Source organism: Aromatoleum buckelii, assembly GCF_012910785.2.
Classification (GTDB): domain Bacteria; phylum Pseudomonadota; class Gammaproteobacteria; order Burkholderiales; family Rhodocyclaceae; genus Aromatoleum; species Aromatoleum buckelii.
This window is the reverse complement of sequence record NZ_WTVH02000008.1, coordinates 287,023-313,280: the sequence shown is the minus strand read 5'-3', so window position 1 is coordinate 313,280 and position 26,258 is coordinate 287,023. Positions and strand designations below refer to the sequence as shown.

Annotated in this window: 28 protein-coding genes and 1 pseudogene; 4 read left to right on the top strand and 25 right to left on the bottom strand. The window is 67.9% G+C overall.

What is annotated here, in order from left to right; genetic code table 11:
• Window positions 1–106 precede the first annotated feature (106 nt).
• The 10 genes and pseudogenes from GO608_RS03355 to mnmG form a co-directional block, all read right to left on the bottom strand.
• Window positions 107–1,480 carry an extracellular catalytic domain type 1 short-chain-length polyhydroxyalkanoate depolymerase gene (locus GO608_RS03355; RefSeq protein ID WP_169197858.1) on the bottom strand — a complete coding sequence of 458 codons (1,374 nt, stop codon included), beginning with the start codon at window positions 1,478–1,480 and terminating at the stop codon, window positions 107–109.
• A gap of 32 nt (window positions 1,481–1,512) precedes the next feature.
• Window positions 1,513–1,929: a CopG family transcriptional regulator gene (locus tag GO608_RS03350; protein ID WP_169197857.1), complete on the bottom strand. Its 417-nt coding sequence runs from the start codon at window positions 1,927–1,929 to the stop codon at window positions 1,513–1,515.
• A gap of 243 nt (window positions 1,930–2,172) precedes the next feature.
• Window positions 2,173–2,922, bottom strand: coding sequence for an MBL fold metallo-hydrolase (locus tag GO608_RS03345; protein WP_169197856.1), 750 nt, complete (start codon window positions 2,920–2,922; stop codon window positions 2,173–2,175).
• A gap of 143 nt (window positions 2,923–3,065) precedes the next feature.
• A complete protein-coding gene (locus GO608_RS03340; RefSeq protein ID WP_169197855.1) occupies window positions 3,066–3,935 on the bottom strand; it encodes a ParB/RepB/Spo0J family partition protein in 870 nt (289 codons plus the stop codon).
• A gap of 2 nt (window positions 3,936–3,937) precedes the next feature.
• The gene (locus GO608_RS19665; RefSeq protein WP_211159286.1) at window positions 3,938–4,078 is read right to left on the bottom strand and encodes a HepT-like ribonuclease domain-containing protein; all 141 of its coding nucleotides are present in this window, start codon (window positions 4,076–4,078) and stop codon (window positions 3,938–3,940) included.
• 49 nt (window positions 4,079–4,127) lie between these two features.
• Window positions 4,128–4,247, bottom strand: a pseudogene (locus GO608_RS19660) (HepT-like ribonuclease domain-containing protein); the annotation flags it as partial.
• A 44-nt stretch (window positions 4,248–4,291) separates the two neighbouring features.
• Window positions 4,292–4,573 carry a nucleotidyltransferase family protein gene (locus tag GO608_RS03330; RefSeq protein WP_169197854.1) on the bottom strand — a complete coding sequence of 94 codons (282 nt, stop codon included), beginning with the start codon at window positions 4,571–4,573 and terminating at the stop codon, window positions 4,292–4,294.
• Window positions 4,574–4,579: 6 nt separating this feature from the next.
• Complete coding sequence (locus GO608_RS03325; RefSeq protein ID WP_169197853.1) at window positions 4,580–5,350, bottom strand: ParA family protein; 771 nt, start codon at window positions 5,348–5,350, stop codon at window positions 4,580–4,582.
• Window positions 5,351–5,986 (bottom strand): 16S rRNA (guanine(527)-N(7))-methyltransferase RsmG, encoded by a 636-nt coding sequence (rsmG, locus tag GO608_RS03320; RefSeq protein ID WP_169197852.1) that lies wholly within the window; start codon window positions 5,984–5,986, stop codon window positions 5,351–5,353.
• Window positions 5,983–7,941, bottom strand: a complete 1,959-nt coding sequence (gene mnmG / locus GO608_RS03315; RefSeq protein ID WP_169197851.1) for a tRNA uridine-5-carboxymethylaminomethyl(34) synthesis enzyme MnmG — start codon at window positions 7,939–7,941, stop codon at window positions 5,983–5,985. The genes rsmG and mnmG overlap by 4 nt, the downstream gene beginning before the upstream one ends.
• 235 nt (window positions 7,942–8,176) lie before the next feature.
• Here mnmG and GO608_RS03310 point away from each other — a divergent pair, with 235 nt between their 5' ends.
• Window positions 8,177–9,391, top strand: a complete 1,215-nt coding sequence (locus GO608_RS03310; protein WP_169197850.1) for an MFS transporter — start codon at window positions 8,177–8,179, stop codon at window positions 9,389–9,391.
• A 3-nt stretch (window positions 9,392–9,394) separates the two neighbouring features.
• On the opposite strand, the gene tpx is transcribed toward GO608_RS03310, so the two are convergent.
• The 10 genes from tpx to GO608_RS03260 all read right to left on the bottom strand — a co-directional run bounded on the left by tpx (window position 9,395) and on the right by GO608_RS03260 (window position 19,304).
• Window positions 9,395–9,895 carry a thiol peroxidase gene (tpx, locus tag GO608_RS03305; protein ID WP_169197849.1) on the bottom strand — a complete coding sequence of 167 codons (501 nt, stop codon included), beginning with the start codon at window positions 9,893–9,895 and terminating at the stop codon, window positions 9,395–9,397.
• 159 nt (window positions 9,896–10,054) lie between these two features.
• The gene (locus tag GO608_RS03300) at window positions 10,055–11,182 is read right to left on the bottom strand and encodes a formate dehydrogenase subunit gamma (RefSeq protein WP_169197848.1); all 1,128 of its coding nucleotides are present in this window, start codon (window positions 11,180–11,182) and stop codon (window positions 10,055–10,057) included.
• Between the two features lie 10 nt (window positions 11,183–11,192).
• Window positions 11,193–11,420 carry a hypothetical protein gene (locus GO608_RS03295; protein ID WP_169197847.1) on the bottom strand — a complete coding sequence of 76 codons (228 nt, stop codon included), beginning with the start codon at window positions 11,418–11,420 and terminating at the stop codon, window positions 11,193–11,195.
• On the bottom strand, window positions 11,417–12,022 hold the full coding sequence (gene fdh3B, locus GO608_RS03290) for a formate dehydrogenase FDH3 subunit beta (protein WP_169197846.1): 606 nt from the start codon (window positions 12,020–12,022) through the stop codon (window positions 11,417–11,419). The genes GO608_RS03295 and fdh3B overlap by 4 nt, the downstream gene beginning before the upstream one ends.
• A gap of 16 nt (window positions 12,023–12,038) precedes the next feature.
• Window positions 12,039–14,957 (bottom strand): formate dehydrogenase subunit alpha, encoded by a 2,919-nt coding sequence (locus GO608_RS03285; RefSeq protein WP_169197845.1) that lies wholly within the window; start codon window positions 14,955–14,957, stop codon window positions 12,039–12,041.
• A 12-nt stretch (window positions 14,958–14,969) separates the two neighbouring features.
• Window positions 14,970–15,188: a hypothetical protein gene (locus GO608_RS03280; protein ID WP_247002814.1), complete on the bottom strand. Its 219-nt coding sequence runs from the start codon at window positions 15,186–15,188 to the stop codon at window positions 14,970–14,972.
• A 77-nt stretch (window positions 15,189–15,265) separates the two neighbouring features.
• A complete protein-coding gene (locus GO608_RS03275; RefSeq protein WP_169197844.1) occupies window positions 15,266–15,913 on the bottom strand; it encodes a TorD/DmsD family molecular chaperone in 648 nt (215 codons plus the stop codon).
• Complete coding sequence (locus GO608_RS03270; RefSeq protein ID WP_169197843.1) at window positions 15,910–17,979, bottom strand: 4Fe-4S dicluster domain-containing protein; 2,070 nt, start codon at window positions 17,977–17,979, stop codon at window positions 15,910–15,912. The genes GO608_RS03275 and GO608_RS03270 overlap by 4 nt, the downstream gene beginning before the upstream one ends.
• Window positions 17,980–18,159: 180 nt before the next feature.
• A complete protein-coding gene (locus GO608_RS03265) occupies window positions 18,160–18,840 on the bottom strand; it encodes a DUF3306 domain-containing protein (protein WP_169197842.1) in 681 nt (226 codons plus the stop codon).
• Window positions 18,837–19,304, bottom strand: coding sequence for a DUF3305 domain-containing protein (locus GO608_RS03260; RefSeq protein WP_169197841.1), 468 nt, complete (start codon window positions 19,302–19,304; stop codon window positions 18,837–18,839). The genes GO608_RS03265 and GO608_RS03260 overlap by 4 nt, the downstream gene beginning before the upstream one ends.
• 147 nt (window positions 19,305–19,451) lie before the next feature.
• Between GO608_RS03260 and GO608_RS03255 the strand changes: the two genes are divergently transcribed.
• Genes GO608_RS03255 through GO608_RS03245 form a run of 3 tightly spaced genes read left to right on the top strand, consistent with a single transcriptional unit; the run spans window position 19,452 to window position 21,780 of the window.
• The gene (locus GO608_RS03255; protein ID WP_169197840.1) at window positions 19,452–20,291 is read left to right on the top strand and encodes a formate dehydrogenase accessory sulfurtransferase FdhD; all 840 of its coding nucleotides are present in this window, start codon (window positions 19,452–19,454) and stop codon (window positions 20,289–20,291) included.
• Window positions 20,288–20,875 carry a molybdenum cofactor guanylyltransferase MobA gene (gene mobA, locus GO608_RS03250; protein ID WP_169197839.1) on the top strand — a complete coding sequence of 196 codons (588 nt, stop codon included), beginning with the start codon at window positions 20,288–20,290 and terminating at the stop codon, window positions 20,873–20,875. Before GO608_RS03255 ends, mobA begins: the two co-directional genes overlap by 4 nt.
• Window positions 20,872–21,780 carry a helix-turn-helix transcriptional regulator gene (locus tag GO608_RS03245; RefSeq protein ID WP_169197838.1) on the top strand — a complete coding sequence of 303 codons (909 nt, stop codon included), beginning with the start codon at window positions 20,872–20,874 and terminating at the stop codon, window positions 21,778–21,780. Before mobA ends, GO608_RS03245 begins: the two co-directional genes overlap by 4 nt.
• Here GO608_RS03245 and mobB read toward each other — a convergent pair.
• From mobB to def, 5 genes are all read right to left on the bottom strand, one after another.
• On the bottom strand, window positions 21,749–22,276 hold the full coding sequence (gene mobB / locus GO608_RS03240; RefSeq protein WP_169197837.1) for a molybdopterin-guanine dinucleotide biosynthesis protein B: 528 nt from the start codon (window positions 22,274–22,276) through the stop codon (window positions 21,749–21,751). The genes GO608_RS03245 and mobB overlap by 32 nt on opposite strands.
• 13 nt (window positions 22,277–22,289) lie before the next feature.
• A complete protein-coding gene (locus tag GO608_RS03235) occupies window positions 22,290–23,681 on the bottom strand; it encodes a sigma-54-dependent transcriptional regulator (RefSeq protein ID WP_169197836.1) in 1,392 nt (463 codons plus the stop codon).
• 184 nt (window positions 23,682–23,865) lie between these two features.
• Window positions 23,866–24,708: a zinc metalloprotease HtpX gene (gene htpX / locus GO608_RS03230; protein ID WP_169197835.1), complete on the bottom strand. Its 843-nt coding sequence runs from the start codon at window positions 24,706–24,708 to the stop codon at window positions 23,866–23,868.
• An 80-nt stretch (window positions 24,709–24,788) separates the two neighbouring features.
• Window positions 24,789–25,739: a methionyl-tRNA formyltransferase gene (gene fmt / locus GO608_RS03225; RefSeq protein WP_169197834.1), complete on the bottom strand. Its 951-nt coding sequence runs from the start codon at window positions 25,737–25,739 to the stop codon at window positions 24,789–24,791.
• Window positions 25,736–26,239: a peptide deformylase gene (gene def, locus GO608_RS03220; protein ID WP_169197833.1), complete on the bottom strand. Its 504-nt coding sequence runs from the start codon at window positions 26,237–26,239 to the stop codon at window positions 25,736–25,738. The genes fmt and def overlap by 4 nt, the downstream gene beginning before the upstream one ends.
• Between the last annotated feature and the right edge of the window lie 19 nt (window positions 26,240–26,258).

Genomic DNA, 26,258 nt, shown 5'->3' with positions numbered 1-26,258 from the left:
GGGCGGGGGGCCGGTGAACATCCTGCCAACTCGCATGCCGCATGACGATTGCGGCGCGTCGGGCCATTGCTGGCAGGGGCCGGGCCTGCGAGCGCCCGGTCGTCGATTACATCGCGCGTCCCGGCTCCGGCGCCGCTTTGCCGCCGGCCGGATGGGCGAGGAAAAAGCGCAGCATTTCCTTCGCTGCGTCCGGGCCCTGCGGGTCGGTGTAGGAGCCGCGCGAGCTGCCGCCGGACCACGCGTGGCCGGCGCCATGCACCGTCCACTGCTCGACGTGGGGCGAGCCGTTCGGGTGGTGATAGGTCGTCCGGGTGTAGGCACGCCCGTTCGGCACCTGGCCCCGTTCGATGCTCGCACGCGGCTTCGCCCCTGCACCGGCTGAACCGGTGCGCACGCCTGTAGGCGCAAACTGCACGATCACCTGCTCGCCGTTGCGCGGATGAACGGTCGTGTCGCGGTCGCCGTGGAAGACGATGACCGGCACGGGGTGAGGCGTTTCCCGGCTCGTCCCGGCGCTCGCCGCCCGGACACCGGCCGCGCGTGCGCTTCCCTGCTGCATCGCCGCGAGCGCCGACGGCAGATCGTGCGCGGCCGCATGCGGCAGGCCCGAATGGATGCCGGCAGCGGCGTAGAGATCCGGGTAGGTCGTCGCCATCGTCGTCGCCATTGCGCCGCCTGCCGACAGGCCCGCGATGTAGATGCGGTGCCGATCGACGTGGTAGCTTGCGGCGATTTCGCGCGTCATCCCGGCGATCAGCGACGGCTCGCCCTGCCCCGCGCGCTGGTCCGAAGGCTTGAACCAGTTCCAGCATTTCGACCCGTTCGCGCCCGCCGACTGCGCCGGATAGAGCACGAGGCAAGGCTCCTGCTCGGCCAGCTCGTTCATGCGTGTGCCGGCGGCGAAGTCGTCCGGGTTCTGCGTGCAGCCATGCAGCATGACGACCAGCGGCACCGGCTCGCCGCCATAGTTGCTCGGCACGTACAGCTTGTAGCTGCGCGTGCCGGCGTCGTTCGTGTAGGAGCCGCTGATGAAGCGCGCACCGTCCGGCAGCGCTTCGGGCGCCGCGCCCGGGACGATCGGCTCGAATGCCGGGACTGCGCCACGAAACTTGAACAATTTGTCGCGCAGCGCCGCCCCCAGGCGTGAAGTCAGGGGCGAGACAACCGCTTCTGCCGCCGGCTCGGCGGCTTTGGCGGTCGTGTCGGCATGATCCCGGTGCGTGGGCTGCGGCTCGGCGTCGGCGACGAACGGGCCGATGTCGATGACGCGGCAGCTGCCTTCGAGCGGGGGCTCCCCTGCCCGGTCCGTAGCGGGCGTAGCGGTGGCGGCCGCCCGCACGGTGGCAGGCGACGGCGCGAATCGCCCGCCGAGAGCGCGCTGGATCAGCGCGGTCGCTTCGAGCAGCTGACCGGCGCGCGTCAGCCGCGTGGCTTCGAGCAGGTCGGGATTGAGCAGATTGGGGTTGAGTCTGGCATTCATGGCTTGAATCTCCTTGCGGACCGCGAAAGCGGTCACCTGATTCGGTCTGCCAGCGCGGCCTTGACCGCTGCGCTGGCATGCAGCGCGCCGAGCACGACGATCGATTCGATCGTCGCGAGCGCGAGTTCGGGCGGCACGTCGGCGGCGATGCTCGCCAGCCCCAGCACCTGGATGTCGAGCTGCTCGCCGGCTGCCTGCACCGCTTCGAGATCGCGGCGCGTGTAGTGCTGCAGGCCGAGGACGAAGGCCTTGCGGGCGACGGTGCTGCGGATCACTTCGTTGTGCGTGACGAGCTGGTTGCGGATCGCCGTGCGGATGAAGTCGGTGCGGTTCGAATAAAAGCCCTCCTGTACCAACAGATCGATCTGCCCGAGGTCGATGACGCCGAGATTGATCGTGATCTTCTCGGTCGTCTCTCCCGCTTTCGGGCGCAGCTCATGTACGCTCATTACCATCTCCTCTCCATCCATATGGATGGTATTGTGGCCTTCAAGGAAGGGAAGTCAAGGGATTTTTCGAACTGCACGCGGCGGCCATCGACCGGAGCGTGCCGGGGCTGCAGGAGTTGCGGGGAGTGCGGGAGGGGCGAAGGGCGGGCGAAGCGCCGGCGGAGAGCGCGGGCTACGCCGGCACTGCCGTTCCCCGGGAGGGCACCGCCCGCCCGGGGAACGGCAGTGTGTGTGTCGCGGCGGTTAGCCTTGCCGGCTTTCGCTCATGCGTCCGCAGTAGGCCTGGAGTTCGTCGGGCAGCCCCTGCGGACAGACGCCGCATTCGCGGTTGCCGGGCACCGCGTAGTCGATGAACTTCGGGTAGGGCAGTTTCAGTTCGGCCATGATGTCGCGGAACTCGTCGAGCGTGCGCTCGCCGCCGAGGCGCGGATTGCGGGTGCGTTCCTGCGCGATCGACGACACCCGGCGGCCCTGGTAGTCGTGCGCCGGATAGACGAGGTGCTCGTCGGGCAGCGTGAAAAGTTTCTCGCGCACGCTGCGGTACAGCGCCGCCGCGTCGCCGCTCTGGAAATCGGTGCGGCCGCAGCCGTCGATCAGCAGCGCATCGCCGGTAAACACCCGGTCGCCACACACGTAGGCGAAATGCCCGTCAGTGTGGCCGGGAGTGTGCAGCGGCTGCAGCGTAATGCTGCCGACCGCGACCGGCCGGCCTTCTTCGACCGGCACTTCGACGCACGGCAGCCGGTCGATCGCCGGCGCGGCGATGCGGCTGCCGACACGCTCTTTCAGGTGGCGCGCCGCAGTGATGTGGTCCGCATGGATGTGCGTGTCGAGCGTGAGTTCGAGCCGTAGCCGCAGTTCGGCGATCAGCGCGAGGTCGCGCTCGATCGCGTTGACGACCGGGTCGATCAGCACGGCCGCGCCGGTGTCCTCGCAGCCGAGCAGGTATGTGTAGGTGCTCGACAGCGGTTCGAAGAGCTGCCGGAAGATCATCGCCGTCCTCCCTGCCGATCGAAGCGTCCCCGTCCGCCGCTTCAGCGTGCGAGCCGTGCCCCTGTCATTCTGGTACACCCCGCAAGCAAGTCAATGCGAAGCCGTCTCGCTGCGCCTCCGAGTCCGACCCGCCATGTGACCGCCTACCCGCCTCTCTTCGACGCGCCGAGGCTCTCGAGCAACCCGTCGAGCTGGTCGAGGCTGCCGAAACGGATCGTCACTTCGCCGGCGCCTTTCTTGTTCGCCTTGATCCTGACGGTCGCCCCGAGCACGTCCGCGATGTCCTCTTCGATCCGCAGCAGGTCGCGATCGGGTTCGCGCTCGGCCTTCTTCTGGCGCGGATTCAGCGTCTGCTGCACGAGGCGCTCGGTGTCGCGCACCGACAGCCCGCGCGCCGCGACGTGGTTCGCGAGCTGGATCTGGCCGGCGCCGTCGAGCGGCAGCATCGCGCGCGCATGGCCCATGTCGATGTCGCCTGCCATCAGCAGCTCCTGCACCGGGCGGGCGAGATTGAGCAGACGCAATAGGTTTGACGCCGCCGGTCGCGAACGCCCGACCGCATCGGCAGCCTGCTGGTGCGTCATGCCGAACTCGTCGATGAGGCGCTGGATGCCGCCCGCTTCCTCGAGCGGGTTGAGGTCCTCGCGCTGGATGTTCTCGATCAGCGACATCGCCAGCGCCGCTTCGTCCGGGATCTCGCGCACCAGGCACGGCACATCGGCGAGCTCGGCGATCTGCGCTGCGCGCCAGCGCCGCTCGCCGGCGATGATCTCGTACGCCGAGCCATTGACCGGCCGCACGAGGATCGGCTGCATCACGCCTTGCGCCTTGATCGACGCCGCGAGCTCCTCGAGCGAACCCGGGTCCATGCGCGTGCGCGGCTGGTACTTGCCGGGCCGCAGGTCGCCGACCGCGAGCGCCTGCAGTTCGCCGCGCTCGGCGTCGTCATCCTGGTTCCCGGCAAGCAGCGCGTCGAGGCCGCGGCCGAGGCCTTTGAGTCTGGATCGGGTCATCTTCAAACGTCTTTAATGGGCAGGTTGCCGAGTTTTTCCAGCAACGGAATCATTGCGGGAATCTCGCGGGTTGCAGTGTTCCACACCAAGTCCAAGTCGACCTCGAAATAATCGTGAATGAGCTTGTCGCGAAACGCCGCCATGTAACGCCAGGGAAGCGCAGGGTGTGCGGCCCGAAAAGGCCGGCAGCTTCTTCGTCGCCTCGCCGATCACCTCGAAGCATTGGATCACGGCGCGCTGCCGCATGCGATTGGCGAGAAAGTCCCCTCGCTCGATCGCCGCGTATTCGGCGATCTCCCTCGCGGCCTGCACGAGATCGGCAATCAGCAGCGGAACCGCGCGCTTTTCCTTTCGGCTCACAGCGGCCTCGCCTCGCGCATCACTTCGGTCCGGATCAACGGGTGCAGGCCGTCCGGCGTTGCCACTTCGACCTTCAGCGCGAGCAGCGATTCGAGTTCCTCCTGAAGCGCAAAAGCGTCGAACAAACTCGCGTCGGGACCGAATTCGACGAGCAGATCGAGATCGCTGTCGTCGCCGCGGCTCACCGATCCGAACACGTGCACGTTGTGCGCACGATGACGAGTCGCGAGCGCGAGGATCTCAGCACGGTGGCGGCGCAAAGCTTCGCTCGGCTTCATGGTCGCTCACGGCGTTCTGACACGTTCGATCATCTCGGCGGCGAAAGCCATGTAGGCCTGCGTCCCTTTGGCTGCCTTGTCGAACACCACGCCCGGCATGCCGTGGCTGGGCGCTTCGGCTAGGCGCACGTTGCGCGGCACGATCGCGCGGAACACCTTGTCGCCGAAATGGCTTTCGAGTTGCGCGGAGACCTGCTGCTGCAGCGTCATCCGTGCATCGAACATGACGCGCAAGAGGCCGGTGATGCCCAGCTCGCGGTTCAGGTTCGAATGCACTTTCTTGATCGTGTTGACGAGGTCGGACAGGCCTTCGAGCGCGAAATACTCGCACTGCATCGGGATGATGACGCCGTGGGCCGCGCACAGCCCGTTCAAGGTCAGCATCGACAGCGACGGCGGGCAGTCGATCAGGACGAGGTCGTAATCGGCGCCGGAGGCCCTGAGCGCGTCGCGCAGGCGGTTCTCGCGCCGTTCGAGGCCGACGAGTTCGACTTCGGCGCCGGCGAGGTCGCGGTTCGCCGGCAACACGTCGTAGCCGCCCGAAGGCGACGTGACACACGCTTCGTCGAGCGTCGCGAGGCCGACGAGCACGTGGTACACCGACTTCGTCACCGCCCGCTTGTCGACGCCGCTGCCCATCGTCGCGTTGCCCTGCGGATCGAGGTCGATGAGCAGCGTGCGCTGGCCGGCCTGTGCGAGCGCGGCGGCGAGGTTGACGCAAGTCGTCGTCTTGCCGACGCCGCCTTTCTGGTTTGCAACGCAGAAGATTCGGGCCATTCAGTTCCTTTCGAGGATGATCAGGTGTCGTTCGGCGCCGAGCCTCGGCACCGTCAGCGGGTGCCCCTCGACGACGCGGAAACCCGCCGGCAGGCGCGCGATTTCCTCGCGAGGATACACGCCCTTCATCGCAAGGAAACGTCCGCCGGGGCGCAAGAGATGCGCGGTCAGGCCGACGAAATCCGACAGTTCGGAGAAAGCGCGCGAGATCACGGCGTCGAATTTTGCCTCCGGCCGGACGTTTTCGACGCGCTCGTTCACGACCGTGAAGTTCGCGAGCCCGAGTTCGATCTTCGCCTGCTGCTGGAAGCTCGCTTTCTTGTTGACGGTCTCGATCGACGTCACCGCGAGGGCGGGATGGCAATCCGGTGCGGCGAGCGCGAGCGGAATTCCCGGCAGGCCGCCACCCGAACCGACATCGGCGAGCGTCGCGATGCCGGCGAGATGCGGCAGCACCGCGAGCGAATCGAGCAGGTGGTGCGTGACGACCTGGCCGGCGTCGCGGATCGACGTGAGGTTGTACACCCGGTTCCATTTCTGCAGCAGCGCGGCGAACGCGGCGAGCCGTGCCTGCGTCTCCGGCGAAAGATGCAGGCCCAGCTCCGCGAGGCCCTGCTCGAGGGTTGCAGCGCTCATACCCGACGCATCCGTGGCGCGGCCTCGCCCTCGCCGTCGGGCGCCGGCAGTCCGGTGTCGTCCACGCCCGCTGCCGCAGCCAGGTCGCGGCGCTTGAGCCACACCATCAGCAGCGAAATCGCCGCCGGCGTGACGCCCTGGATGCGTCCGGCCTGGCCGAGCGTCCCGGGCTTGTGCAGGTTCAGCTTCTGCTGCACTTCCTTCGACAGGCCGCGCACCCGGCTGTAGTCGAGATCGGCCGGCAGCAGCGTCGATTCGGCCTGCAGCTGCTTCGCGACTTCGCCTTGCTGGCGGTCGATGTAGCCCTGGTATTTCGCCGCGATCTCGATCTGCTCGATGACTTGCGGGTCGGTCTCGGGGTTTTCCGGCGCTCCGGGAAGGCTCATCAGCTCCGCGTAGCGCGTGTTCGGCCGGCGCAACAGCTCGAAGAAACGGTATTCGCGCTCGAGCGCCTTGCCGACGACGCGCTCGGCATCCGCCGCCGGCACGCGCGCCGGATGCGCCCAGGTCGCTTTCAATCTCGCGGTCTCGCGCTCGATCGCGTCGCGCTTCTCGCAGAACGCAGCCCAGCGCACGTCATCGACGAGGCCCAGCTCGCGGCCCTTTTCGGTCAGGCGCAGGTCGGCGTTGTCCTCGCGCAGCGAGAGGCGATATTCGGCGCGCGACGTGAACATGCGGTACGGCTCCGAGACGCCGCGCGTGATGAGGTCATCGACGAGCACGCCCAGATACGCTTCGTCGCGGCGCGGACACCACGGTTCGCGGCCGGCCACCTGCAGCGCGGCGTTCGCGCCGGCCAAAAGGCCCTGCGCGGCCGCTTCCTCGTAGCCGGTCGTGCCGTTGATCTGGCCGGCGAAGAAGAGGCCGTGGAAGCTCTTCGTCTCGAGGCTGCTCTTGAGGTTTCTCGGGTCGAAGTAATCGTATTCGATCGCGTAGCCGGGGCGCAGGATGAACGCGTTCTCGAGCCCGCGGATCGAGCGCACGAGCGCGAGCTGCACGTCGAACGGCAGCGACGTCGAGATGCCGTTCGGATAGATCTCGTGGGTCGTCAGCCCTTCCGGCTCGAGGAAGATGTTGTGGCTCGTCTTGTCGGCGAAGCGGTGGATCTTGTCCTCGATCGACGGGCAGTAGCGCGGCCCGACCCCTTCGATGACGCCGGAGTACATCGGCGAGCGGTCGAGATTCGCGCGGATGATGTCGTGCGTGCCCTCGTTGGTGTGCGTGATCCAGCACGGCAGCTGCTGCGGATGCTGGTCCGCACGGCCGAGGAAGCTGAACACCGGCACCGGGTCGTCGCCGGGCTGCTCCTGCATCACCGAGAAGTCGATCGAGCGGGCGTCCAGGCGCGGCGGCGTGCCGGTCTTGAGCCGCCCCTGCGGCAGCGCGAGTTCCTTCAACCTCGCCCCGAGCGAGATCGCCGGCGGATCGCCGGCACGGCCTGCCGAATAATTGTCGAGGCCGACGTGGATCAGACCGTTGAGGAACGTCCCCGCGGTCAGCACGACGGCCGGCGCTTCGAACGCGAGGCCGATCTGCGTGACGACGCCGGTGACGCGGTCGCCCGACACCGTAAGGTCGTCGACCGCCTGCTGGAACAACCACAGGTTCGGCTGGTTCTCGAGCCGGTGGCGGATCGCCGCCTTGTACAGCACGCGGTCGGCCTGCGCGCGCGTTGCGCGCACCGCCGGGCCTTTGGACGCGTTGAGGATGCGGAACTGGATGCCGCCTTCATCGGTTGCCGCGGCCATCGCGCCGCCTAGGGCATCGACTTCCTTGACGAGATGGCCCTTGCCGATGCCGCCGATCGACGGATTGCAGCTCATCTGCCCGAGCGTCTCGATGTTGTGCGTCAGGAGCAGCGTCTTCGCGCCGATGCGCGCCGCGGCGAGCGCAGCTTCGGTGCCGGCATGGCCGCCGCCAACCACGATGACGTCGAAACGGGAGGGATAGAGCATGAGTGCGCGCCGAAAAGGCCGATCGAGCGGGAAGGGCGAGGATTTTACGCTGTTGCGGCGCGAAAGCACAGTGTTTCCCACTCCTGTTCCACGGAAAAACGTCGTCCAAACAGTCTGTTACCGTCTGCCGTGAGCCGCCGCCCGCATCGCCTGGGCGGGGCGAACGCTGCCGCTACCGCTTTGCGCGGCATAATCCGGCCGACGGTTTCATCCACTCGCAACGGAGCCGGACGGCATGGCGACAGGCGACGACAGCAGCACCAGCGCGGCGGCGCGACGCCGCCTTCCTCCCGGCATCTGGGCACTGGGCTTCGTGTCGATGCTGATGGACGTGTCGTCGGAGATGATCCACGCGCTGCTGCCGATCTACCTCGTCACCACTCTCGGCGCCTCGACGCTCGCGGTCGGCTTCATCGAAGGGATCGCTGAAGCGACCGCGTCGATCACGAAAGTGTTCTCCGGCGCGCTGTCCGACTGGCTCGGCCGCCGCAAGCTGCTCGCCGCGATCGGCTACGGGCTCGCGGCGTTCACGAAACCGGTGTTCCCGCTCGCCGAGACGCTCGGCTGGGTCGTCGCCGCACGCTTCGTCGATCGCATCGGCAAAGGCATCCGCGGTGCGCCGCGCGACGCGCTGATCGCCGACCTCGCGCCGCCGCAGCTGCGCGGGGCCGCGTTCGGGTTGCGGCAATCGCTCGACACCGTCGGCGCCTTCGTCGGCCCGCTGCTCGCAGTCGGGCTGATGTGGCTGACGTCCGAGAACATCCCGCTGGTATTCTGGGCCGCGGTCGTGCCGGCTTTCGGCGCGTTCGCGCTGATCGTGTTCGCGGTGCACGACGCGCCGCGACCCGCCGGAGTCGATATCGTGCGCCAGCCGCTGTCGGTCGCCGAGCTGCGGCGCCTGCCGGCCGAATACTGGTGGACCGTCGCGCTGTCGGCGGTGTTCACGCTCGCGCGCTTCAGCGAGGCCTTCCTCGTGCTACGCGCGCAGGAAATCGGCGTCGCGGCGACGCTCGTGCCGTTCGTGCTCGTGCTGATGAATGTCGTCTACGCGCTGTCGTCGTACCCGGCCGGCGTGCTTGCCGATCGCTTCGACCGCCCGCGGCTGCTCGCGCTCGGCTTCGCGCTGCTGGTCGCCGCCGACCTCGCGCTCGGTCTCGTCGACGGCCTCGCCGGGCTTGCACTCGGGCTCGTGCTGTGGGGACTGCACATGGGGATGACGCAAGGCCTGCTTGCGGCGCTGGTCGCGGACGCGGCCCCGGCTGCGCTGCGCGGCACCGCATTCGGCCTGTTCAACCTCGTCGGGGGGCTCGCGCTGCTCGCCGCGAGCGTTATCGCCGGCGCGCTGTGGGACGCCTATGGTTCCGCGACGACTTTTATCGCCGGCGCCGCGTTCGCGGCCGTCGCGCTCGTCGGGCTGCTGCCGCTGCGCGGGCGCCGGCAGGCGTCCTGATGTTTACTTCAGCGCGGCGAGCGCTGCAGCGTAATCGGGCTCGTCCTTGATCTCGCCGACGAGTTGCGAATGCAGCACGCGGTTGTTCTCGTCGAGCACGACGACGGCGCGCGCGGCAAGCCCTTTCAGCGGCCCCGACGCGATCTCGACGCCGTAATCGTTCAGAAACTCGCGCCCGCGCAGCGTCGACAGCGTGACGACGTTGTCGAGGCCTTCGGCGACGCAGAAGCGCTTCGCTGCGAACGGCAGATCGCCCGAGATGATCAGCACGACCGTGTTGTCGAGCTTGCCCGCTTCGGCATTGAACTTGCGGGTGGACGTCGCGCAGGTCGGCGTGTCGAGGCTCGGCACGATGTTCAGCACCTTGCGCTTGCCGGCGTAGTTGTCGAGCGTGACCTCGGCGAGGTCGGCGCCGACCAGCGACAGCGGCGGCGCGGTGTCGCCCGGCTGCGGGAACTTGCCGGCGACTTCGATCGGATTGCCACCCAGGGTAACTTTGCTCATCGATCTCTCCTCTGTTCGGATTGGGGCCTGCGGTCACGGAGCATGACATGGTGACAAAGTCATGGCGGACCTAGTCTAGCCGCGAATGCTGCGGATGGGAAAGACGGGAATTCAGGTATCGCGCGCGAGCCGGGGAGCGTCGGCGCGCAACGTCGTGATTCAGGAATGGCGCGGCTTGCCGGCCTTCACGTCCTCGTACCACAGCGCGTGGTGCTCCTTCGCCCAGGTTTCGTCGACGTAACCCGTCCTCATCGCCCCATATGCGCCTTCGAGGCCGATCGTGCCGAGGTAGATGTGGGCGAACGACATCGCGATCAGCAGGATCGACGCCGTTGCGTGGATGACGTTCGCCCATTGCATCGTCACGCGGAGCTGGCCGAAGTTCGGGAAGTCCAGCACCAGCCCCGAGCCGGCAACGATCAGGCCGAGAAACGCGACGCCGCCCCAGAACCAGGCTTTCTCGCCGAAATTGAAGCGCCCAGATGGCACGTGTTCGCCGCTGATGAAGCCGCCTCCCTTGCGGATCCAGACGCGGTCGCTCGCCTCCCAGAGGTTGTCGCGCGCGAACGCGAGGATCATCAGCACGGTGAACACGAGGAACACCGGCCCTATGTAGTTGTGGATGTTCTTGCCGACGACGAGCAGCACGCCGAGCGCGTCATGTCCGAGCAGCGGGGCGACGAAATGCTTGGCGAACAGGATCGCGAGCCCGGTGACGGCGAGCAGCACGAAAGTGATCGCGGTGCCCCAATGGACGACCCGCTCGAACACGCTGAAGCGCTGGATGCGGCGCCCGGTCGGCGCGGCGTGCAGCCTGATGATGCCTTTCACAGCGTAGAACACTGCGAGCGCGAGCAGCACGACCAGCAGCAGGGCGCTGCCGTACTGCTTGATCGGGCCGTTGCGCAGCTGACGCCAGGTGTTGCCTTCGCTCTGGATCAGCACGCCGGTCTCCGGGCCGCGCACGGTCGTGAAGAACGCTTCGCCGGAGCGCGCCTGCCGCCACATCGGCGCATCGTTCAGCGGTCCGGCCCGCTCGCGCTCGCGCTGCCGCGTCTGTTCGCGCTGCCCGACCTGTTCGCGCTGCCGGACTTGTTCACTTTCCCGGATCTCTTCGCCCGGCTGGAACTCTCCGCGCTGCCGGGTCTGTTCACGCAGCTGGCGCTGCACCGGTTCGTCGCCCGGCTCGGCCTGCGCCAGCACCGGGGGCGCCGCCAGGGCCAGCAGCCACAGCGCGAGCGCGAGCAGCAGGCCCCGGCCGTCGCGCCGCATGAAGCTCATGCTCATCGCGCTCTCCTCACTCGACCCGCTGGTATTCGTTCTGGCTGCGGACGCGCTCGTGCAGCGCGCGCTCCCAGGCCGCCTTGTCGCCATTGAACGTGCCGCCTTCCCACGGCCGCGAATCGGCCTTGCCCTGGTATTTGCCCTGCTCGTACTGCACGACCTGCGGCTCTTCGCTGCAGCCGGCCAGCAGCAGGAGCGCCGCGACGGCTGCCGGGAGACGGAGCGGAAAACGCGGCTTCATTTCGCCTCCTCCTTGTCCTTGCCATACGCCGTCATCCAGCCCCACGCCTCGAACCCTTTGCCGCGCCGCAGCGCGCGTTCGCGGAAGATGTCGGACAGTTCGGCCGCATCGCCGGCGAGCAGCGCTTTCGTCGAGCACATCTCGGCGCACAGCGGCAATTTGCCCTGGGCGAGCCGGTTGCGGCCGTACTTCTCGAACTCGGCTTCGGAGTGGTTTTCTTCCGGACCGCCGGCGCAGAACGTGCATTTGTCCATCTTGCCGCGCGCGCCGAACGCTGCCGGGCCGTTCGGGAACTGCGGCGCGCCGAACGGACAGGCGTAGAAGCAATAGCCGCAGCCGATGCAGCCGTCCTTGTCGTGCAGCACGACACCTTCCGCAGTGTGATAGATGACGTTCGTCGGACACACCGCGATGCACGGCGCGTCCGAGCAGTGCATGCACGCGACCGACATCGAGCGCTCGCCGGGCACGCCGTCGTTGATCGTCACGACGCGCCGGCGATTGACGCCCCACGGCACCTCGTGCTCGTTCTTGCAGGCGGTGACGCAGCCGTTGCATTCGATGCAGCGCTCGGCGTCACACAGGAATTTCATGCGTGCCATCTTCTTCCCCTCCCCATCAGGCTTTGGCTACGCGGCACAGCGTCGTCTTGGTTTCCTGCATCATCGTCACGGAGTCGTAACCGTACGTCGTCGCGGTGTTGACCGCTTCGCCGCGCACGATCGGCGCCGCGCCTTCCGGGTAATACTCGAGCATGTCCCTGCCCTGCCACCACCCGGAGAAGTGGAACGGCAGGAACACCGTGCCGGGCGCGACGCGCTGCGTGACCTGCGCGCGCACTTTCAGCTTCGCCTTCGTCGGCGACTCGACCCAGATGTAGTCGCCGTTGCGGAAACCCGCGTCGTTCGCGTCCTTCGGGTTCACCTCGGCGAACATCTCCTGCTGCAGCTCGGCGAGCCACGGGTTCGAGCGCGTCTCCTCGCCGCCGCCTTCGTATTCGACGAGGCGACCGGACGTCATGATTAGCGGGTACTCCTTCGAGATGTCGCGGACCTTGTCCTGCAGCGTCTTGTACAGCGTCGGCAGGCGCCAGAACTTCATCTTGTCCTCGTGCGTCGGGTACTTGTCGACGAGGTCGGGGCGCGGCGAGTAGATCGGCTCGCGGTGCAGCGGCACCGGGTCGGGGAAGTTCCACACCAGCGCGCGCGCCTTCGCGTTGCCGAACGGATGCATGCCATGGTTCTGCATCGCGACGCGCATGATGCCCCCCGACAGGTCCGTCTTCCAGTTCCTGCCTTCGGCTGCGGCTTTCTCGGCGTCGCTGAGCTCGTCCCACCAGCCGAGCTTCTTCAGGAGCACGTCGTCAAACTCCGGATAACCCATCTGCAGTTCGGCGCCTTTCGACGCCGAGCCGTCCTCGGCGAGCAGCGACACGCCATCCTTCTCGACGCCGAAATTCGCGCGGAAGTTGCCGCCGCCTTCCATGACGTGCTTCGACGTGTCGTAGAGGTTCGGCGTGCCGGGGTGCTTGAGCTCGGGGTTGCCGTAGCACGGCCAGGGCAGGCCGAAATAGTCGCCGTCGCACGGTCCGCCATTCGCGCGCAAGGTCTTCACGTCGAACGTGTGCATGTTCTGCATGTGCAGCTTCAGGCGCTCCGGCGACTGACCGGTGTAGCCGATCGTCCAGGTGCCGCGGTTGATCTCGCGCAGGATGTCTTCGGGCTCCGGTTCGTCCCAGCCCTGCTTGTCCTTGACGAGCTTGATGTTCTTCACGAGCTCGTCGGCAAAGCCGAACTTCTTCGCGAACGCGTACATGATCGTCTGGTCGGGCTTCGACTCGAACAGCGGCTCGATGACTTTCTCGCGCCACTGCAGCGAGCGATTCGATGCCGTCGCGGTACCGGAGGTCTCGAACTGCGTCGCCGCGGGCAGCAGATAGACACCGTCCTTCCTGACCATCGCGGCCATCGACGCGGTCGCCGACGGATACGGGTCGATGACGACGAGCGTGTCGAGTTTCTTCATCGCCTCGACCATCTCGGCGCCGCGCGTCTGCGAGTTCGGCGCATGCCCCCAGTAGACGACCGCGCGCAGGTTGCCGCCGGGCTGATCGATGTCGGCCGGGTTCTCGAGCACGCCGTCGATCCAGCGCGACACGGTGATGCCGGACTTCGTCATCAGCTCTTCGGACGCGTAGCGGCCCTTGACCCACTCGTAATCGACGCCCCAGACGCGACACCAGTGCTGCCACGAACCGGCGGCGAGCCCGTAGTAGCCGGGCAGCGAATCCGGGTTCGGGCCGACGTCGGTCGCGCCCTGCACGTTGTCGTGACCGCGGAAAATGTTCGTGCCGCCGCCCGAGACGCCGACGTTGCCGAGCACGAGCTGCAGGATGCACATCGCGCGGACATTGCCGTTGCCGACCGTATGTTGCGTCTGGCCCATGCACCACACGACTGTCGAGGGTTTGTTCTTCGCCAGCGTCTCGGCGATCGTGTAGACCTGCTCTTCCGCAATGCCGGTGACTTCCTGCACCTTGTCCGGCGTCCATTTCATGACTTCCTCGCGCACCTTGTCGAGGCCGTAGACGCGCTGGCGGATGTATTCCCGGTCTTCCCAGCCGTTCTCGAAAATGTGGTACAGCATCCCCCAGATGAACGGGATGTCGGTCCCCGAGCGGATACGCGCGTAATAGTCCGCTTTCGCCGCGGTGCGCGTGAAGCGCGGATCGACGACGATCATCTTCGCGCCGGTCTCCTTCGCGTGCAGGATGTGCAGCAGCGACACCGGATGCGCTTCGGCCGCGTTCGAGCCGATGAACAGCATCGCTCGCGCGTTCTGCATGTCATTGTAGGAGTTCGTCATCGCGCCGTAGCCCCAGGTGTTGGCGACGCCGGCGACGGTGGTCGAGTGGCAGATGCGCGCCTGGTGATCCATGTTGTTCGTGCCGAAGAAGGACACGAACTTGCGCATCAGGTAGGCCTGCTCGTTGCTGTGCTTGCTCGATCCGATCCAGTACACCGCGTCCGGACCGGATTCCTCGCGGATTTTCAGCAGCCGGTCACCGACCTCGTTTATCGCCTGCTCCCAGCTGATCTTCTGGTATTTGCCGTCGACGAGCTTCATCGGGTATTTCAGCCGGTGCTCGCCGTGGCCGTGCTCGCGCACCGACGCGCCTTTCGCGCAGTGCGCGCCGAGGTTCAGCGGCGAGTCGAACACCGGCTCCTGGCGCACCCACACGCCGTTCCTGACGACGGCGTCGATCGCGCAACCGACCGAGCAGTGCGTGCAGACGGTGCGGCGCACGACTTCCTCGCCTTCCCCGCCGCCGGTCGCCGGCGCTGCCGCCGGACTCGCGGCGTCCGCGCTGCCGATCAGGTTGTACGGCAGCTGCGTCGCGAGCACGCCTGCTCCGGCGCCGAGCCCGGACCGCCTGAGGAACGCGCGCCGGTCCATCGTCTCCCCGAGATGCCGGGCAACCGGGCTCGCTAACTGACGGAAAGCGTTACCGGGCGCCGCATTCTTCTTGATGAGCATCGCGTGTTCTCCCTAGATCCGCGCGCTGCGGTAGTAACGGCGCATGTGTTCGCTGACGCCGGCGTCGCGCGCCGATGGTGCCGCCGCATCGACGACTGCCGCCGCTTCGGGCACCGTCTTGCCTGCGGCCGCGGCGACAGCGGCCGCTGCGGCGGCACCTCCCGTGCCGAGCGTCAGCAGGAATTGGCGACGCTGCAGTGCGGATTTCCGGTCATGCATGTTGCTTTCCATGTCTTTTTCTCCCAAAACTGGTCGCCCGGTGATCCGTGGCTCGCGATCCCGAGCCTGCGAACGCGGACCCAAGCGGCCTAATCCATTGCGAAAGCTTCGCGCTCGACGTCGAAGAACGCCCGCGCCAGCGCGCCGACCCGGGCATAGAAAGACGCTCGCGGCGACGCAGCCAGCGCATCGGCCAGGCGGGCGTACCACGGCTGCAGATGGCGCACGAAAAACGCCCGTTGGCGCGCGAGGCCGGCGGCATCGGCGCCGGTGATGACGAGATGGCACATCACTTCGGCGAGCGCAGCGACATGGTCCTCGGTCTCCGTGACGCCGCCGCGGCGGGCGAGGCCGAGTTCGGCGAGGTCGTCACGCAGATCCGCGAGCGGCTCTTCCATCAGGAAGCCGGCGAGATAGAACGAGCCGTACAGCATCACTTCCGGCCGGCCGATGCCCTGGAACAGTGCTTCGTATTCGTCGTGCACGCTTTGGGCGTCGGTACGCCGTGCGGCGTTTGCAAGTTCCGCCCATGCGACCCCAAACGGCGAATCGCCAACACCAAAGACGTCGCTGGCCACGACGAGCGCGGCGAGCAGCGGCGCATCGGGAGCGGCGAAAAACAGGCGGGCCAGCAGCGCATAGTGTTCGGCGCGGGCGGCGTCCTCGGCGCTCTCGGGCGGCGAAGCGGAAGGGGCGGACCCGGGCGCGCGAAGGATGGCGGCTTGCGGTGCGTTCATTCGGTCATGTTCCAGGCCTTGAGGCCGTTTTCGCTATGCATCAGATCGACGACGCGGCAGTCGCCGCACATGTGCAGGCGCTGGCGCTCGGCCTCGCCGGCGAACATCGCGTGGCTCGCGAGGCGCGTGAACATCGCGTCGATGAGCGGCTTTGCGCCCATCGGCTGCGCACAGCGGATGCAATGGAAGATCTCGGCTTCCTTCAGCGGCACGGTGCGCCGTGCCGACTCATCGAGACGCAGGCGCGGCATCAGCGTGACGGCATTTTCCGGGCAGGACGCGGCGCACAGGCCGCACTGCACGCAGCTTTTCTCGATGAAGCCCAGCCGCATCGCGTCGCTTGCCGCGCTCAGCGCGCCGCTTGGGCACGCGCCGACGCAGGACATGCACAGCGTGCAAGCGTCGCTGACCGAAACCGAGCCGAACGGCGCCCCGGCGGCGAGCGGGATTTCCGCGACCGGCTGCGGCGCGACGCCGAGCAAATGCCGGATCGCGAGCTCCAGCGCGTCGCGCTTGCGGCCCGGCAGGTGGAACGCCGCAGGCCGGCTCACATCTCTTGCGGGCGCCCAGTCCCACAGCGCCGCCTCGAGCTCCGGCCAGTCGTCGGCCTCGACGACGCGGAAATGCTCGCCGGCGTAGCCGAGCCCGGCGAGGATCGCCGCGCCCTGGACAGCCGGAACGCGCAGCACGCCCGGATCATGCGTGCCGGCCGCGAGCACCGCGACCTGGCACGCCCCGAGCGCGATGCTGCCGAGCAGCAGCTCGAGGCCGACCGAGTCCGCGCTCCAGGTCTCGAGCGGGATCACGCGCGCCGGCAGGCCTTTGCCGCGACGCGCGAGCCGGTCGATCAGCGCCCGCCCGGCACCGGCCGAATGGAACAGCAGACACGGCGCTTCGCCGCCGGCATCGCGATACGCTCGGAGCACGGTCCTGACGCGCATTCCGAGCTCTTCGACACGCGGATATTGCGACGCCAGCGCGCCGCTCGGGCAGACCGTCGAGCAGCTGCCGCAGCCTTGGCACAGATAAGGGTCAACGCGCACGGTGTCGCCCGCGGACGAGATCGCTTCGGCCGCACAGGCTTCGACGCAGTTCGAACAGCCGTGCTTTCTCGAGCGTCCGTGCGCGCACAACCGCGTATCGAACGCGACATAACGCGGCTTTTCGAACTCGCCGACGAGCTCCGCGAGCGCCTGCGCCGCAAGAGCCTGCTCGAGCGGATCACGTCCGGGCGCGGTGTAGCCCTGCGGCAGCTCGACGCGTCGAATCAGCGGCGCGGAGGAGAGATCGAGCACGAGGTCGAAGCGACTTTCGCGCGTCGTGTCGCGGCGCGCGAAGTCGATCGCGCCGACTGTGCCGCACGCTGCGACGCAGCTGCGGTGCGACCGGCAGCGCGACGTATCGACCTGGTAGTCCCAGCCGATCGCCCCTTCGGGACAGGCCCGGATGCAGGCGTTGCAGCGCACGCACAAGTCGAGATCGACCGGGTTGTCCTGCGTCCAGGCGACGTCGAAAGCGCCCAGATGCCCGACGATGCGCACGTCGCTCCCCGACCAGACGGGATAGCGGCGCTCGGTCGGCAGTTCCGCGTCCGGCGTTGCGCCGGTCATCAGCACCGCGGCTTCGAAACGGGTCTGCAGGCGTTCGGCCCAGCCGAGCGCCGCGCCCGCTTCGCCGATGATCAGCAGCGCGTTGCCGGCCGCGAGCGTGACGCCCGGGACCGGATCGGCATGGGGCAGCAGCGCCGCGGCGAGCAACGCGGCGATCTTCGGCGTCGCCGCCGGCGCTTCGACCGACCAGCCGGCGTTCTCGCGCAGGTTCAGAAAATCGATGCGCGACGGGGAGTCCGCGGCAAGCTGCGCGAACAGCGCGGCTTCCTGCGTGCAGCCGACCAGGACATCGCCGTCCGCAAGCGCCGCTTCGACCACGGCGATCTCGCGGCGGCACAGTTCATGGTGAATCCGGAGCGGCTTGTCGGCGCCGATCGCGCTGGCGAGCGCGTCCGCGTCGAGCGTCGAGCTGCGATTGCAATCGCAAAGTTTTATCTGCCTGCGGCCTGTCGGCATCGTTGAGATCTTCCGATGGGGTATTCGTTATAAGCACGGGCGATACCACTGATCACGAAAGAATACGAACCGCCACGGAGCGATTTTCCGCGGCGGAAGACTCGAACCGGACGCTCGGGCGACAATTTGTCCTTCGCGCCCCAAAGTGTCGCACCCGGTATCGCTCGTGCGCCGGCCGGTTCAGCGATCGGGGCGGGCGTTGCCGGTATCGTCGTCCGCCGTTGCCGTGGTGCAGCTCGCAGCCGGAGGCCCGTCGGCCGGCAGCGGATCGTCGGCAGAAGCAGCCGGGGCGGGGTCTGCTCCGGTTCCGAGCTCGGCATCGGCCGCAACGCCCCCGATCTCGGGGACGGACTCGGCTGCAGATGCGCCGGCCGCGACCGGGTCCATCGGCTCCGCGCGCCCGCCGTCCTCTTCCGCCTCGTCGCCGAAAAAAGTCCGGAACTGCCGCAGTCGTTTCATCACGTCCGGCGGAATCGGGTCGGCAACCGAATAGTCGGCGATATACGTGTCGAGGCCGTCCATGCGATTGAAGTGAGGATCGCTGAAGAGCTTGCGCAGTGCCGCGCGGCGCAGCGGCTCGCCGACTTCCTTCTTCAGGAAGCCGGTGAAGTCGGCGTCGAGGTCGAGCGTGTCGATCGGCGGCAGCGACGGGACGGCGGCCGGATCGACTGGCGCGTCTGCGCCGCGCGCTGCTCCCGCATCGAGCTCGCCGGCTTCGGCATGAGGACTGCCTGGGGCTGGCGTTGAGGCTTCCTCGCCCGGTGCGGTCTGATCGAGTGCGCCTGCGGCCGACGCCGTCCCCCCCTCTCCGCGGCGCTTGAGCCGCGACCAGCGTTCGAGAAAGCGCGCCGGCGTCGTCATGGTTTTTCGCGATCCTGCGCGAGCGGATCGTTGCGCCGGATCTTCTTGCGCGGCGCAGGCTCGTAGTGGCGGTTCACGAACGCCCCGACCCAGTCGGCAATCTCGCGCGACATCGGCACGCCATCGACCTGCTCGCCGGAGTCGAGCAGCCGCGCCGCTTCGCCGTAGCTCGCGGTGACCGTTGCCGGCCGCGCGACGCCGCCTTCCATGCGCCACATCACGAACACTTTCGGCACCGGAGAGCTGAGATTGAGGAAATAGTTGGCGGCTTCGTCGCGGAACAGTTCGAGCGCGAAGCCGCCGACGCGGAACTGGTCGCGGTCGGTTTCGGCGACAATCTGCCGCATCGCCGGCTGCGCATCGTCGAAAGCGGGCACGACGCCGACGGCTTCCCAGGCTTCGTCGGCCCAGCGGTTGTCGAGGCGGCGGCGCTCGATGATCACGGCGATCGGAAAGCGATCCATGGCCTTGCTCCGGCGTGGCGGGATGTCGCACAGCATACGTGAGTCACGGCGCACGGAAAATCGGCAGGGGCAATCGTGCTTCGCGCTTGCGGCGGGAGGCCGCGTTGAGACTAGAATGGGACCTTCCCGTGCGACCTTGCGCCTTCGATGAGCAGCTCTTCCGCCAAAGCCACGCGCCGTCCCATCCTCAGCCATGCCAGCCGGCCGCTGACGGTCACGATCCCGGCGCACAACGAGGCCGGCGACGTCGTGCCGACGCCGATCGCCGGCGAATACCCGTTGACGCTGTATGTCGACCGCCGCGAGATCGTCACGCTGATGACGCTCGGCGCCGCGCCCGAAGCGCTCGCGATCGGCTGGCTGCGCAACCAGCGGCTCGTCGACAGCCTCGATGACATCGCATCGGTGCAGGTCGACTGGGAAACCGACGCGGTCGCGGTGACGACGCGCTCCGGAATCAAGGATGCCGACGAGCGCCTCGGCAGCCGCACGGTGACGACCGGGTGCGGGCAGGGCACGGTATTCGGCGGGCTGATGGATGAAATCGACACGATCCGCCTGCCGGCCGAGCGCCGCCTGTCGCAGGCGACGCTGTATGCGCTGATGGAAGCGGTGCGCCACCACGAGTCGGTCTACAAGCAGGCGGGCGCGGTGCACGGCTGCGCGCTCGCCGCGGGCGAAGGCGACGGCTGCGGGATCCTGATGTTCGTCGAGGACGTCGGCCGTCACAACGCGGTCGATGCGATCGCCGGCCGAATGTGGCTCGAAGGGCTCGACGGCAGCGACAAGATCTTCTATACCACCGGCCGGCTGACGTCGGAGATGGTCATCAAGACTGCGCAGATGGGCATCCCGTTTCTCGTCTCGCGCTCGGGCCTCACCCAGATGGGCTGGGAGATCGCGCAGCGCATTGGCCTGACGATGATCGGGCGCGCGCAGGGGCGGCACTACCTGCTGTTCACCGGCGAAGAGCGCTTCACGCGATGAACGCGCCGCGCGACAAAATCACCGGCGTCGTGCTCGCCGGCGGCCAAGGCCGGCGCATGGGCGGCGTCGACAAGGGACTCGTCGCGCTGCGCGGCCGGCCGATGGTCGACTGGGTGCTCGAACGGCTGCGTCCGCAGGTCGACGAGCTGATCATCAACGCGAACCAGAACGCCGAGCGCTACGCGGCCTTCGGTCACCCGGTGTTTGGCGACGACATCGGCGGCTTCGTCGGCCCGCTCGCCGGCCTGCACGCGGGCCTCGCGCGCGCGCAACATCCGCTCGTCGCCACCGCCCCGTGCGATTCGCCGTTCCTGTCGGCCGACCTCGTCGCGCGGCTGTATGCCGGGCTCGCCGACGCCGATGCCGAGCTCGCCGTCGCGCGCACCTTCGACCAGCCGCACCCGGTGTTCTGCCTGTGCCGGCGCAACCTGCTGCCGCACCTGGAAGCCTACCTCGCCGGCGGCGGCCGCAAGGTCGACGCGTGGTATGCGACGCTGAAAGTGGTCGAAGTGCGCTTCGACGACGAGGCAGACGCGTTCCGCAACATCAACACGCGGGGCGAACTGCAAAGCTTCGACCGATGAGCGCGACCGACAGCGGCGCGGCTCTCGAAAGCCCGTGCCTGACGGCGAAGCAGGCTGCGGCCTACCTGCACCTGAACGAGAAGAAACTCTACGAGCTCGCCAACAGCGGCGAGATTCCGGCAGCGCGCATCGGCGGCAAATGGCTGTTCCCGCGCCAGCTCCTCGACGACTGGCTGCTCGAACAGGCACACGGAGGCCTGTTCACCGACCGCCTGCTGATCGCCGGCAGCGGCGACCCGCTGCTTGCCGCAGCGGTCGATGCCCTCGCCCCGGATCTCGGCGCGCAGGCGCTGGTCGCTTACAGTGCGACCGGGGCAGTGCCCGGCATCGAGCAGCTCGTGCGGCGCCGCGTCGAGCTGAGCCTGCTGCACTGGGGCGACGCGCAGCACAGTGTGGCGCAGCATGCGACGCTGCTGCGCGGCTATCCCGGCCACGCGCGCTGGACGCTCGTGCGCGTCGCGTTGCGCGAACAGGGCGTGCTGTTGCGCCCGCGCTTCGCGGGCCAGCCGCTCGAAAAGCTCGCGGGGCAGGAAATGCGCTGGGCGATGCGCCGGGCAGGATCGGGCTCGCAGCATTTCCTCGCCTCGGCGCTGACGGACTGCGGCATTCGCGTTGAAGACTGCAGCGCGGTCACAATTGCGCGCAGCGAACGGGACGCAGTGGCGCTGCTCGCGCGCGACGACGCCGATTGCGCTCCCGGCAGCCGCGCCGCCGCGACGGAAGCCGGGCTCGCGTTCCTCGCGCTCGGCTGGGCAGCGCTCGACGTCGCGTTACCCAGGGAAGTGTTTTTCCGCCACCTGTTCCAGCAGCTGCTCGCGAGGCTCGGCGCGCCGGACCTGCGCCATCTCGCCGCGCGGCTCGGCGGCTACGACCTCACGTCCCTGGGGCACGTGCTGCCGCTGTAAAGGCGTTTGTGAAGGCGTAAGCGACGATGAAATCGGCAACGGCCTGCGGATCGTTGAGGTCGAGGCGCGGCAGGGCCGTGTCGAGGTCGGCATCGGTGGCGATCGCGACGATGTGCGGATCGTGCGGAAACAGCAGCGGTTCGCCGACTTCGACGCGATAGACCTCGATCTTCGGAATGACGGCGTGCTTGAATCCCTCGACGAGCACGAGGTCACAGTCGGACAGCTTGCCGAGCAGCGCGTCGAGCGGCAGCTCCGGCTCGTCGCGCAGCTCGCGCATCAGCGACCAGCGCCGCGCGGAACTCACGAGCACTTCGCGGCAGCCGGCACGGCGGTGGCGCCACGAGTCCTTGCCCACGTGGTCGATGTCGAAACGGTGATGCGCGTGCTTGATCAGCGACACCGCGAGCCCGCGCGCATCGAGCACGGCGATGACGCGCTCGATCAGCGACGTCTTGCCGCTGCCGGACCAGCCGGCGAATCCGATCACTTTCATGCGCGCGGTCCTTTCAGGTCAGTGATTCGTCCCACTCGGCACACTTGCGCTCCAGCGTCTTGCGCGAGACGCCGAGCCGGCGTGCCGCTTCGGACTTGTTCCCGCCGCACGCTTCGAGCATGCGCAGGATATGGCGCTTCTCGACTTCGCCGAGCGACAGGTCGCCGCCGACCGGCAGCGCATCGCCGCGCAGGTTCGGCGCCTCCGGCGGAAATGTGCCGAGGATCAGCGAACGTTCGACGAAGTTGCGCAATTCGCGCACGTTGCCCGGCCAACGGTAGTGTGCCAGCCGCGCGAGCAGCGCCTCCGGAACCGCGAGCGCCGGGACCGCGAGCTGCACCGTCAGCAGGTTCATGAAGTGATGCAGCAGGTCCGGGATGTCCTCGGCGCGTTCGCGCAGCGGCGGGATCAGGATGTCGACGACCGCGAGACGGAAATACAGGTCCTCGCGGAAGCGGCCGGCCGCGACCTCGGTGGCGAGATCGCGGTTGGACGCGGCGATGATGCGCACATCGACCGGCACCTCCCGCTCCGAGCCGACCGGCCGCAGGCGGCGCTCCTCGAGCACGCGCAGCAGCCGCGTCTGCAGCGCCAGCGGCAGCTCGCCGATCTCGTCGAGGAACAGCGTGCCGCCGTGGGCATAATGGAACAGGCCGTTGCGGCTCTCGGTGGCGCCGGTAAACGCTCCCCGGATGTGCCCGAAGAGCTCGCTCTCGATCAGCTCCGCGGCGATCGCGGCGCAATTCACCGGCACGAACGGCCGTCGCGCCCGCGGGCTCATCTCGTGCAGCGCGCGCGCCGCCACTTCCTTGCCGGTGCCCGATTCACCGAGCAGCAGCACCGTGCTCGCTGTCTGCGCGACGCGGTGCAGCACTTCACGCAACTGCTGCATCGCGTCCGAACGACCCACCAGGCCGTTGCTGACCTCGCCGCCCAAGCCGGCAAGCTCGCGCCGCAGCACAAAGTTTTCGCGGGCGAGGTGAGCGCGCTGGAAGCAGTTCCTGACCGAATTGAGGATCTGCTCGACGCGGAACGGCTTGAGGAGGAAATCCGAGGCGCCGCCGCGCAGCGCGGCGATCGCAGTGTCGAGGTCGGCGAACGCGGCAACCAGGATCGCGTCGCCCGTGAAACCGTGTTCGCGCAATTCGTGCAGCCACGCGAGGCCCGATTTGCCCGGCAGCGCGATGTCGAGGATCAGCAGGTCGAAATGCAGCCGCGCCATCAGGCGTGCCGCCTGTTCGGCGTCGCGCGCGACCTCGACGAGGCCGCAGCGCGGACGCAGCGCCCGTTCCAGGAAGCCACGCGTGTCCTCCTCGTCATCGACGACGAGGATCGAATGGGCCTGCCAGTTGAATTCCGCGGCTCTCGCCGGCTCGAGCGCCGGCTCGGCGTGGTCGCGCTGCATCCTCCCTCCTGGTAGCAGGCGGCCGCCTAATGCGGCGGCCTCTACCCTTTTATCAGTAACGGATGATACTCGACGATACCGGACAAGCGAGGTGTCCGGACGATCGCGACGCGCCAGCGGCATGCTCCGGACTTTCGCTCGCCCGTGGGCGAGCTGGTTGTCGAAGGTTACGGGGGGTTCGGGCTCAGACGCGGACCATGCTGCGCAGTCGCGCGATGCGCTCCTGGGTCGACGGGTGCGTCGAGAACAGGCCGCGCAAGCCCCCACCGGACAACGGATTGACGATCATCATCTGCGCGGTTTCGGGGTGCGCCTCGGCGGCGTGCATCGGAATACCTTTCGAGTACGCCTCCATTTTCGCCAGTGCATCGGCGAGCGCGTCCGGATCCCCCGAGATCGCCGCGCCGCCGCTGTCCGCGCCGAACTCGCGGGTGCGCGAGATCGCCATTTGGATCACCATCGCCGCCAGCGGCGCGAGAAGCATCACCATGATCTGCAGCACCAGGTTGGGCCGGTCCTCGTCGCGACCACCGAAGAACATGCCGAACTGCGCGAGCATCGAGATCGCGCCGGCGACGGTCGCCGAGATCGTCGAAATCAGGATGTCGCGGTTTTTCACATGCGCGAGCTCGTGCGCCATCACGCCGCGCAGCTCGCGCTCGGACAGCATGCGCATGATGCCGCTCGTCGCCGCGACGGCGGCGTTCTCGGGGTTGCGCCCGGTCGCGAATGCGTTCGGCTGCGCCTCGTCGATGATGTAGACTTTCGGCATCGGCAGCTGGGCGCGGAACGCGAGTTCGCGGACCATGTTGTACAGATAGGGCGAAGTGGCTTCGTCGACCTGGCGCGCCTTGTACATCCTGAGCACCATCTTGTCCGAGAACCAGTAGGCCCACACGTTCATCGCACCGCCGAACAGCAGTGCCATCAGCATGCCCTGCCGCCCACCGATCATCGCACCGACGGCGCCGAACAGCGCGACGATGCCCGCCATGAGGATCGAGGTCTTGAGCCAGTTGCCGAACATGTTCCGTTTTCCTTCCTTGGACGTTGCGGGGGATTTGCCCCTTTAAGTGGGGGCGGTTGCCGCGGAATTCAATCGGCGAATCAGCGCGCCGCGGCGTCGAAGCGCTCGCCTGCACTGACCGGGAATCCACGCAGAAATTCCCCTGCCGCCAGGCGCCGGCTGCCCGGTTTCTGCAATTGCGCGAGGCGCACCGCCTGCGTCCCGCACGCGACCACGATACCGTCGGCATCGGCCGTGAGCACGGTGCCCGGTTCGGCGCATCCGGCAACGGGCTCGGCAAACCAGATCTTGAGCGGCACCTGCCGCAGGCTCGCGACGGCGCCGGGGAACGGGTTGAACGCGCGCACCGCGCGGGCGACCGCCGACGCGTCGCGCTGCCAGTCGATCGCCGCTTCAGCTTTGCCGATCTTGCCGGCGTAGGTCGCGCCTTCGGCCGGTTGCGGCGTCGCGACGAGTTCGCCCGACGGCAGGCGGCGCAGCGCTTCGACGATCATCTGCGCGCCGAGCGCAGCCAAGCGGTCGTGCAACGTTCCGGTGGTGTCGGCCGGGCCGATCGGCACGGCGCGCTTCATCAGCATCGGCCCGGTGTCGAGCCCTTCGTCCATCTGCATGATCGTGATGCCGGTTTCGGTGTCGCCGGCTTCGATCGCGCGGTGGATCGGCGCGGCCCCGCGCCAGCGCGGCAGCAGCGATGCGTGGATGTTGAGGCAGCCGAGCCGCGGCAGGTCGAGCACCGCCCGCGGCAGGATCAGGCCGTACGCCGCCACCACCAGCACGTCGGGCGCATACGCGGCAAGCGTCGCACGCTGCTCCTCGCCGCGCAGGCTGGGAGGCTGGTCCACGGCAATGCCGCGCGCGAGCGCGAGCTGCTTGACCGGGCTCGGGCTGAGCTTCATGCCGCGCCCGGCCGGCCGGTCGGGTTGCGTCAGTACCAGCGGAACTTCGAAGCCTGCGGCAAGAATCGCTTCCAGCGCCGCCGCAGCGAACTCCGGCGTGCCGGCGAATGCGACTTTCAGGGCGGCCGCCGTCACGCGGTGATCCGCGCTTTCTTGGCCAGCCGCGCCTTGATCCGCCCGAGCTTGAGCGGCGAAAGATATTCGACGAAAACCCGGCCATCGAGGTGGTCGATCTCGTGCTGGATGCACACCGCGAGCAGCCCTTCGGCATCGAGCTCGAACGGTTCGCCACGCTCGTCCAGCGCGCGGACTTTGACCCGCTCGGCGCGCGTCACTTTCTCGTAGACGCCCGGCACCGACAGGCAGCCTTCCTCGCACGTCTGCTCGCCGGACTTCTCCAGGATTTCGGGGTTGATGAAAGCGCGCAGCGTCGACCTGTCCTCGCTGACGTCGATCACGACGACGCGCTTGTGCACGTCCACCTGCGTCGCCGCGAGACCGACGCCGGGCGCCTCGTACATTGTTTCGGCCATGTCCCTGACGAGCTGGCGGATCGAATCGTCGACGACGGCGACCGGCGCGGCGCGCTTGTGCAGTCGCGGATCGGGATAACGGAGAATTGGAAGTAGAGCCATGGATGCTTGCCGGGTTAAT